The sequence below is a fragment of the Paenibacillus macerans genome, assembly GCF_050565405.1.
Classification (GTDB): domain Bacteria; phylum Bacillota; class Bacilli; order Paenibacillales; family Paenibacillaceae; genus Fontibacillus; species Fontibacillus macerans_B.
Genome location: NZ_JBNYYG010000103.1, coordinates 1 through 9,656 on the forward strand (window position 1 = coordinate 1; position 9,656 = coordinate 9,656).

At 58.8% G+C, this 9,656-nt stretch carries 1 protein-coding gene and 2 pseudogenes; all 3 read right to left on the bottom strand.

The features are described from left to right. Positions 1-318: 318 nt before the first annotated feature. Positions 319-2,183 (bottom strand): annotated as a pseudogene (locus ACQ4N8_RS27810) (ABC transporter transmembrane domain-containing protein). Continuing rightward, a pseudogene (locus ACQ4N8_RS27815) lies at positions 2,180-3,818 on the bottom strand (ABC transporter ATP-binding protein). The pseudogenes ACQ4N8_RS27810 and ACQ4N8_RS27815 overlap by 4 nt, the downstream one beginning before the upstream one ends. Positions 3,819-4,237: 419 nt before the next feature. Next, a complete protein-coding gene (gltB, locus tag ACQ4N8_RS27820) occupies positions 4,238-8,836 on the bottom strand; it encodes a glutamate synthase large subunit (RefSeq protein WP_430707616.1) in 4,599 nt (1,532 codons plus the stop codon). Between the last annotated feature and the right edge of the window lie 820 nt (positions 8,837-9,656).

The following is a 9,656-nucleotide window of genomic DNA, read 5'->3' on the forward strand; positions in this document are numbered from 1 at the left end:
GGCGTCGTAACCCCGAGGATACTCTACTTTTTTGTGTTTTGGATAGACTCCAAAACTTGGTACACAAACAATTTTACGTCATCCCATTTCCGCCGATTTCGATAGAATGTATACGAAAATTCGTATACAACTCGCCACTTCGGTCGATTCGAGCATGAATGTAATTGAAATTTCGCATACATTTCGCCATTTCTGCCGAGTCCGATAACCTACGTTGTTGAACAATGCCGCCGAATCCTGCGAATCGGATCGGTGATGCCGCACCGGGCTTCGTGATCCGATGATTTCGCAGGATCCATGGAAAAGGCGGCGCCGTTATCATGCTTCCTCGGCCTTGGCCTCCTCGCCGTACCAGAGCTGCCGGAAGCTGTCGCTCACGGCGAGCAGTTGCTCCGCCGTGCCTTCCGCCTCGATCGTGCCGTCTTTCAGCACGATGATGTGGTCCGCGTGCGAGAGCGCGGCCTTGCGGTGCGACACGACGAGACAGGTGGCCTCGCCCCGGTCGTGGAACAGCCGCTCCCACAGCTTACGTTCGGTTTCGACGTCGAGCGCGCCGACAGGTCGTCGAACACGTATAGCTGCGCATCGCGCACGAGCATCCGCGCGGCCGCGGTCCGCTGGACCTGGCCGCCGGAGAGCTTGACCCCGCGCGGCCCGACCATCGTATCCAGGCCGTGCTGCAACTGCGCCACGTCGTCTTCCATGACGGCGACGTACAGCGCCTGCGCCAGGCTACCCTCCCGTTCGGGCAGCCCGAGCAGAATATTGTTCCGCAGCTTGTCGCTGTAGAGGCGCGGGATTTGCGCCGTATACGCGCTCTGCGGCGGAACGAAGAAGTCGGCCGGCGCGTCGACCAAACGGCCGTTCCAACGCACCTCGCCGGCCTCCCCCGGCAGGAGGCCGAGGAGCGTCCGCAGCAGCGTCGTCTTCCCGGAGCCGATCATGCCGGTGACGACCGTAAACGATCCGCGCTTCAGCCGCAGATCGATCGCCTCGATGCCCCGGCCGGTTTCCGGGTAATGGTAGGTGAGCCCGCCCGCCGCCAACACCTGCAGCGGCTCCGCTTGAAACGCGCCGGGAAATTCGGCCCTGCCCTCTCCAGAACCATGAGCGGGGGCGGCCGACTCCCACGCTGCAGCCTTGCCGCCGGCATCTTCCTCGGCTGCCGTTACCGCCGCCACCTCCCGAAGCTTGCCGATCCCGATATAGGCCGGCATCGTCAGCAGCTTGGCAGGCGCCCCCTGCAGCATCTCCTTCAAACGGCCGAAGCTGATGGCCATCTGCTTGTAAAAGGTCATAAAGTTGCCGACGTTGGAAATCAACTGCGTGACGAAGGTCAGATAATAGATAAACAAGGACAAGTCGCCTACGGTAAATGACCCGTCGCGCATTTTGTAACCGGCCAGGACGAGAATCAGGCTGGTGCCGAGATTCACGGAATTCGTAAATACCGAGGACAACGCTTCGGTGATCAGCTTGTCTTTGACCATCGTTTGGCGGCGTTCGTCGCTCAGCCGTTCAAACCGGCGCACGATCCGCCCTTCGGCCCCGGCGACCTGAATCGCCTGGACGTTCGAGAACATCTCGCTGATCGAGCTGGTTACCTTGGCGGTCGCGGCGCGGCTAGCCGCACGGTATTTCTGGATGCGGGCCGTAGCGACCTGCGCCGCCGTCACCACCAGAATGAGCGGCACGAAAACGAAAAACGTCAGCTGGGCGTCGATCGAAATCAAAATATAACTTGAGACGACTACGAAGCCAATCAGCCCCAACGTATCGACCGACCAGCTCATCGCCTCTTCCGTCTGATCCACGTCATCGCGGAAGTTGCTGATGGCTTCGCCCGGCGAGCAAGGAATCGCTTTGGCGCCGGGTTCCTTCGGCACATGCGCCAGCATGTTCCGCCGCAGCAGCGTGCTGATGCGGAAGCGAAAGCTGGCATCCGTCCAAAAACCGCCCGCAATCAGCACGATGCGGGCCAATGCGACAGCGACGAGCAGCGCGGCTATGCCCCATACGCCGTAGGGGAGCTCATAGTTGCCTTCCAGGCTATCGAAAAACGCCTTCGTAATCAATCCCGGTACCAGCGGGACCATATGGATGACCATCCAGGCAAACAAATTGGCAAAATAAAATACCGGACGGTATAACAGCAGTCTCCAGAAAAAATGTCTCGTGCTCATGCCAGCACCTCCTCCAGGCCGACGGCCAGCATCCGGCTAAACCGGGAATGCGGATTCGCGGCCAGCTCCGCGCGGGGGCCGTTCTCCATGATCCGTCCCTGCTCCAGAATCATGATTTGATCGGCCCGTTGCACGGTGGACAGCCGATGGGCGATCATGATGCAGGACCGCGATTCAAGAAGACGGTTGATGGCTGCCTCAATGCGGTTTTCCGTCAACGGATCAAGCCTGGAAGAGGCTTCATCCAGAATAACGAGGCCGGGATTGCTCAGAAACACCCGGGCAAAGGCGAGCAGTTGGGCTTCACCCGCCGACAGGCTCCCTCCCCCGGAGGACAACACCGTGTCGAGTCCGTCCGGCAAAGAGGCGTACCATTCCTCGAGCCCAAGCTCCTGCAGCACCTTGAGGATGTCGCCATCCCGGATCCGGTCGTCGAACAGGGAAAGGTTATCGCGGACGCTTCCCTCCATAATTTCGATATTTTGCGTGACCATGGCCACGCTGCTGCGCAGCTCATGCAGCTTGCAACGGCGGATATCGATGCCCGACAGCTCGATAGCCCCCTCTTGGGGATCATAGAACCGCAGCAACAGCCGGGCCAACGTGGACTTCCCGCTGCCAGTGCGACCGAGCAATCCGAGCGTTTGCCCAGGCTTCAGGTGCAAATCGAGTTCATGCAGCGTCGGCTCGCCTTCTTCTTCATAAGCGAACGTCAGGCGATTGAACCGGACGGCCAGCGGTCCGGGCGGCAGCGGGGCCCCCGGCCCGTCGGTAATCCGCGGCTTCGTGCTCAGCAGGTCCCGGACGCGAATGAGGTTGGCGTCGGCTTTTTGCAAATCCTCCAATTGGGTGCGGATCTTCTCGATCGGTTTGGCCAGCAGCTCGGTATAATAAAATACCAGGTAGATCGAGCCGATGGTCAGCTCGCCGCGCCGCCATAACCAGGCACAGACGATAAAAGCGGCGGCATTGCCGAGCGCAAACACCAGAATGGTCGTGCCCCACATCATCCCGAAACCCATAAACGCCCGGATCCGAACGGGCAGCATGCGACGGGCCAGATCGTAAAACCGGTTCATCACGTAACCTGCGGCCCCGTTGGCCCGGGTATCTTCCGTTCCTTCCAGCTGTTCCCCGATAAAACCGTATAGCTCGGCGTTCTGGGCCCGCCATTTCGTCCAAATGGGAACGGTGAAGCTGCGGATCCGCTGAATGATAAAGACTGAGCAGGATGTTGCCCACCAGATGGATCAGAAAGCTGGAAAAAAAGTTGGCCAGCGCGTTGACGTCGCCATCGACCCGTTCGATCAACGTACCGGAGGTGTTCGATTTGTGGAACGACATATCGAGCGACAGGCAGTGCTCCACGAGATCCGACCGCAGCCGGTTCGTCGTCTTCCAGCCTAAGTTCTCGCTGTAATAGGCAGCGCAAACCGACATGACCTGCTGGACATCGAGAAGCCGATGAAGATCGCGGCGGCCGTGTACAAAGCGTTCAAGCTGCCTTTGCCTTGAGCCGTATCGATGAAATAGCGGATGACCTGCGGGTTGGCCAGCTGAAGCGATCGACGCCAGCAGCAGCACGGTCAGCCAAACGAGCAGTCTCCGTTCCCGGAATACATACCTTCCCAGCATGTCCCGGTAATGCCCCAGGGATTTCGTCCTTCGCGGGGAGCTTCCTTTCGAACCTAACGTTTGTTCAGCCAAGTGGGATTCTCCTTCCATGAATCCGGCTTCCGGACATCCTGCACTGCAAGAAGCATCCTGCTCAAACCGTTTCCAAATATATACTCCAATTTATTTTATACAAAAACATATGTTCGCACAACAGGATTGTTTTCCTTTTTCTCATCCAATTGATCATTCATCTTAGCTATTTTTATGCCGGGGTACGATACGAAAGTCCATCTGAATCATCGGAAGCGTGATGGGACGATCCGACTCCTCAAACGCGTGACCATCCGCGCTTCCAACTGGCTTCAAGCAAAAAAAGGCCGTCCCGTTGTCCAATAAGATGACAACCGGGACGGCCCCTTGGCTTCTTCGTTTTATGCTCAGTTCTTGCCGGCGCGGGCGAGCTCGCGCGTGTTGGCTTCGAAAGCGGCCAGCAATGCGGCGTCGCCTTTCAGGCCTTCGTCTTCTACTTTGCGGATCTGCTCCAACATCCGTTTGTAGTCTTTCGGAATGACGCGGACGAACTTCGGCAGGTACTCGTTCCAATGATCCAGCACGCGGCGTCCGACCGTGCTGTCCGTGTACAGGATGTGGCGGCTGATCAACGTACGGAGCTGATCGGCTTCCGCCGGCTCCTCCACCGCTTCCAGCAGCACCATCTCCAGGTTGCAACGGCTGGCGAAGTCGCCTTGCTCGTCGAGCACATAGGCGATCCCGCCGGACATCCCGGCCGCGAAGTTACGGCCCGTTCCGCCGAGGACGACGACGCGTCCGCCGGTCATATATTCGCAGCCGTGGTCGCCCACGCCCTCCACGACGACGTTCGCGCCGGAGTTGCGCACCGCGAACCGTTCGCCGGCGATGCCGCGAATGTAAGCTTCCCCGCCCGTCGCGCCGTAGAACGAGGTGTTGCCGACGATGATGTTCTCCTCCGCGGCGAACGTCGCGCGCGGCGAAGGCTTCACGATCACTTTGCCGCCGGACAGCCCTTTGCCGGTGTAATCGTTGGCGTCGCCTTCCACGCTCAGCGTCATGCCCTTCGGCACGAAGGCGCCAAAGCTTTGGCCCGCGGAGCCTTCGAAATGGAACGTGATCGTGTCTTCAGGAAGACCGGCGGCACCGTATCGGCGCGTCACTTCGCTGCCCAGGATCGTGCCGGTCGCCCGGTTCACGTTGCAGATCGGCAACCGCGCGCCAACCGCTTCCCCGCGCTCCAGCGCCGGGGCTGCAAGGCCCAGCAGCTGCGTTACGTCCAGCGTTTCCTCCAGCCCGTGGTTCTGCTGCTTCGTGCAGTAGCGGCTGCTGCCCTCCGGAAGCTCCGGCATATGCAGCAGGGAATTGAGGTCGACGCCTTTCTTCTTCCAATGGTCCACCGCTTTGACGGTTTCCAGGCAGTCGGTGCGTCCGATCATTTCCTCAAGGCTGCGGAAGCCAAGCTCGGACATCCACTCGCGAAGGTCTTCCGCTACGAACGTCATGAAGTTGACGACATGCTGCGGATCGCCGGTGAAGTTCTTGCGCAGCTCCGGATTTTGCGTCGCCACGCCTACCGGACAGGTATCAAGCTGGCAGACGCGCATCATGATGCATCCGACCGCCACGAGCGGCGCCGTGGAGAAGCCGTATTCCTCGGCGCCCAGCAAGGCGGCGACAGCGAGGTCGCGGCCGTTCAGCATTTTGCCGTCGGTTTCCAGCACGACGCGGTCGCGCAGATTATTCAGCATCAGCGTTTGATGCGTTTCGGCCAGGCCCAGCTCCCAGGGAAGACCCGCATGGCGGATCGAGCTTTGCGGCGAGGCCCCGGTGCCCCCGTCGTAGCCGCTGATCAGGATGACGTCGGCACGGCCTTTGGCCACGCCGGCGGCGATCGTCCCGACGCCGGCTTCCGATACCAGCTTCACGTTGATGCGGGCTCGGGGATTGGCGTTTTTCAGATCGTAAATCAACTCCGCCAAATCCTCGATCGAATAGATGTCATGGTGCGGCGGCGGCGAGATCAAACCTACGCCCGGCGTGGAGCCGCGCACTTCCGCGACCCAAGGGTACACCTTGCGGCCCGGCAGCTGTCCGCCTTCGCCCGGCTTCGCACCTTGCGCCATCTTGATCTGGATTTCGTCGGCGTTCACCAGGTAGTTCGACGTTACGCCGAACCGGCCCGACGCGACTTGCTTGATCGCGCTGCGGCGCAGATCGCCGTTCGCGTCCGGCACGAAACGCGCCGGATCCTCGCCGCCTTCGCCGGTGTTGCTCTTGCCGCCGATGCGGTTCATCGCGATCGCGATCGTCTCGTGGGCTTCCTTGCTGATCGAGCCGAAGGACATGGCCCCGGTCTTGAACCGGCGCATGATCGACGCCGCCGATTCCACTTCCTCCAGCGGCACCTTCGGACCCGCCGGCTTAAGCTCCAGCAAGGAACGCAAGGTTAAATGTTTCTTATGTTCGCCTTGCACGAGCTCCGCGAACTTCTTGTACAACTTGTAATCGCCCGTACGGACCGACTGCTGCAGCAAATGCACGGTCTGCGGGTTGAACAAATGCTCTTCCCCGCCGCTGCGCCATTGGTATTCCCCGATGGAATCGAGCACTTTATCGTTGCCGTCCTTGTCGGTGAACGCCCGGAAATGATGGGCGAGCGTTTCGGCGGCCACTTCGTTCAGCCCGATGCCCCCGATCCGGGAAGGCGTCCAGGTGAAGTACCGGTCCACGAACGACGGCTCCAGGCCGACCGCTTCGAAAATCTGCGCTCCCCGATACGACTGGATCGTCGAGATGCCCATTTTGGACAGCGTTTTGATAACGCCTTTGGTGGCGGCTTTAATGAAGTTGTATACCGCCTTTTCATGGGAAATCCCCTGCAGCATGCGCTGCGCGATCATATCCTTCAGCGTTTCGAAGGCGAGATACGGATTGACCGCACTGACCCCGTAGCCGAGCAGCAGCGCGAAATGATGGACCTCGCGCGGCTCGCCGGACTCCAGCAGCAAGCTCACCTTCGTCCGCGTTTCTTCGCGGATCAGGTGGTGATGCAGGCAGGAGACCGCCAGCAACGCCGGGATGGCCGCATTCTCCCCGTCCATGCCGCGATCGGACAAGATCAGGATGTTATGCCCTTTGGCAATGACCCGGTCGGCAGCTTCGCACAGCGTATCCAACGCCTTCCGCAGTCCTTCCGCCCCTTCGGCGGCCGGGAACAGGATCGGAATCGTGATCGATTTGAAGCCCGGCCGATGCACGTGGCGGATCTTCGCAAAGTCCTCGTTGGACAAGATCGGCGAGTCCAAGCGGATTTGCCGGCAGCTTTCCGGCTCCGGATCCAGCAGGTTGCGCTCCGGCCCGATCGTCGTGGCCGTCGAAGTGACCAGTTCTTCCCGGATCGCATCGATCGGCGGGTTCGTGACCTGGGCGAACATCTGCTTGAAGTAGTTGTACAGCCGCTGCGGCTGCTCCGACAGGACGGCCAGCGGCGCGTCGTAGCCCATCGAAGCTATATTTTCCTGGCCGGTCAAGGCCATCGGCTCCAGCACCTTGCGCAAATCTTCGTACGTATAGCCAAACGCCATTTGGCGGCGCGAAATTTCCTCATGGCTCTCCGGCGGCAGTTCCTTGGCCTCCGGCAGGTCCTCCAGCTCCACGAGATGCTCATCCAGCCATTCGCGGTACGGGTTCTCCCGGGCGATCGACGACTTCACTTCCTCGTCGGAAATGATCCGTCCTTCCCGCGTGTCGACGAGCAGCATCCGTCCCGGACGCAGCCGGTCCTTATACAGCACGTCCTCCGCCGGAATGTCCAATACGCCGACCTCCGAGGATAGCACGATCAGATCGTTTTTCGTGACATAATAACGCGATGGGCGCAGACCGTTCCGGTCGAGAATCGCCCCGATCTGAATGCCGTCCGTAAAGCCCATGGCCGCAGGCCCGTCCCACGGCTCCATCATGGTGCTGTGGTATTCGTAGAACGCTTTCTTGTCCGGATCCATGTCTTCCCGGCCCACCCAAGGCTCAGGCACCATCATCATGGCCACGTGGGGCAGGGAGCGTCCGCTCAAATACAAGAATTCGAACGTGTTGTCGAACATCGCCGTATCGGAGCCGTCCGGATTGATGACCGGCTTGACTTTTCCCATGTCGCTGCCGAACGCTTCGCTCTTGAACATCGACTGCCGCGCATGCATCCAGTTCACGTTGCCGCGCAGCGTGTTGATTTCCCCGTTGTGGATCATGAAGCGGTACGGGTGCGCCCGTTCCCAGCTCGGGAACGTGTTGGTGCTGAAGCGGGAATGGACCATCGCGATCGCCGATTCCAGCGTCTCGTCCTGCAAATCCACATAGAACTGCCCGACCTGCTCCGTCGTCAGCATCCCTTTGTATACGACCTTACGGCAGGAGAGGCTGGATACGTAAAAAGCATCCCCCTGCTCCGAACCGCTGTAGCGGATCGCCATTTCGGCCCGGCGCCGGATGACGTACAGCTTGCGTTCGAAGTCGAGATCGTCCTTCATCTCCGCGGAGCGTCCGATGAACACCTGGCGGACGAACGGCTTCGCTTCCTTGGCCGATTTGCCAAGCATATCGTCGCGGGTCGGCACGGTCCGGAAGCCGATGACGCGCTGGCCTTCCTCCTCGACGATGCGAACGAGCTCGGCTTCCTGCTTGGCGCGGACCGCTTCGTCATGGGAGAGAAACAGCATCCCGACGCCGTACTGGCCGGCTTCCGGCAAGGTGAATCCGTTGCTATGCGCCTCGGCGGCAAAAAAACGGTGCGGGATTTGCAGTAAAATACCTGCGCCGTCCCCCGAATTCGGCTCGCTGCCCTGGCCTCCGCGGTGCTCCATGTTCGCCAGCATGGTCAATGCCTGGCTGACGATATCATGGGAGGCTTTCCCTTTGATATGGGCGACGAACCCCATGCCGCATGCATCTTTTTCGAACGCAGGATCATACAGTCCCTGCTTGGGAGGTATAACGGTATGTTTCATCATATGACGCAACCTTTCTATTAGAGGTAGTTCAAAAAATCATCTTTCGATCACGAAGCTTGCACAGAGGCAGATCCGGCGTCGAATCTTGAATTCTGCCGGGACTTCCGCCCACTCACGTAGATCCGTCTACGCTCCGCTACTCATTCCCTAGCTTCATCCAACCTTCTCGGTGCTCAAAACCTGATTTTTCTGAACACATACATAAATAAAATAGCGAATAAAAAACGATCTCAGACCCCTTGCCGTCTACAGTTGCTGCAGCGTGTAAGTTCTTATGTGCTCACATTTTAGCACGCTATGCCGCCAAAGCAAATTCAAACATTTTATGATCCCGATAACCTTTCCTTAGCCGGATAAGCCCGGATCAATCTTTCCTTATATTCTAACGGAAAATGTCATATCTGTTTTTGCACTATATTCTCTTTCTTTTGCACTATTGATTATAAATTTGCGGCGATTAACGGGTCCCCCGCCGCGAAAGCGTTCTCTCGATAGCAACATGTTCTTCGGGTGAGAAATTCATCCAGCCGCCGGAGAGGTTCATTCGTTTTCTAGCGGACCGTAATGACGCTAATCGTCCATTCCTCGGCTATTTCCCAATATAACGAATCCAAATGACGTTATTCCGCTCCAAATGAACAAGGGGGGCAGATTTGCAGGCAATAGCGTCCTCTCAGTCCGTTACAACACTCAATCCCCATTAGCGTTGCATTAAAGCTTTCATGAAATCCATGGATTCCGAATCGTAACCAGCGATTTAGGTCAACCCTCGCTGTCCGGACACTTTGCACGATTATCCCGTTTGATCAGATAGCCG

Coding starts and splice junctions, on each gene's coding strand:
- gltB (WP_430707616.1), bottom strand. CDS start 8,836: ATGAAACATACCGTTATACCTCCCAAGCAGGGACTGTATGATCCTGCG.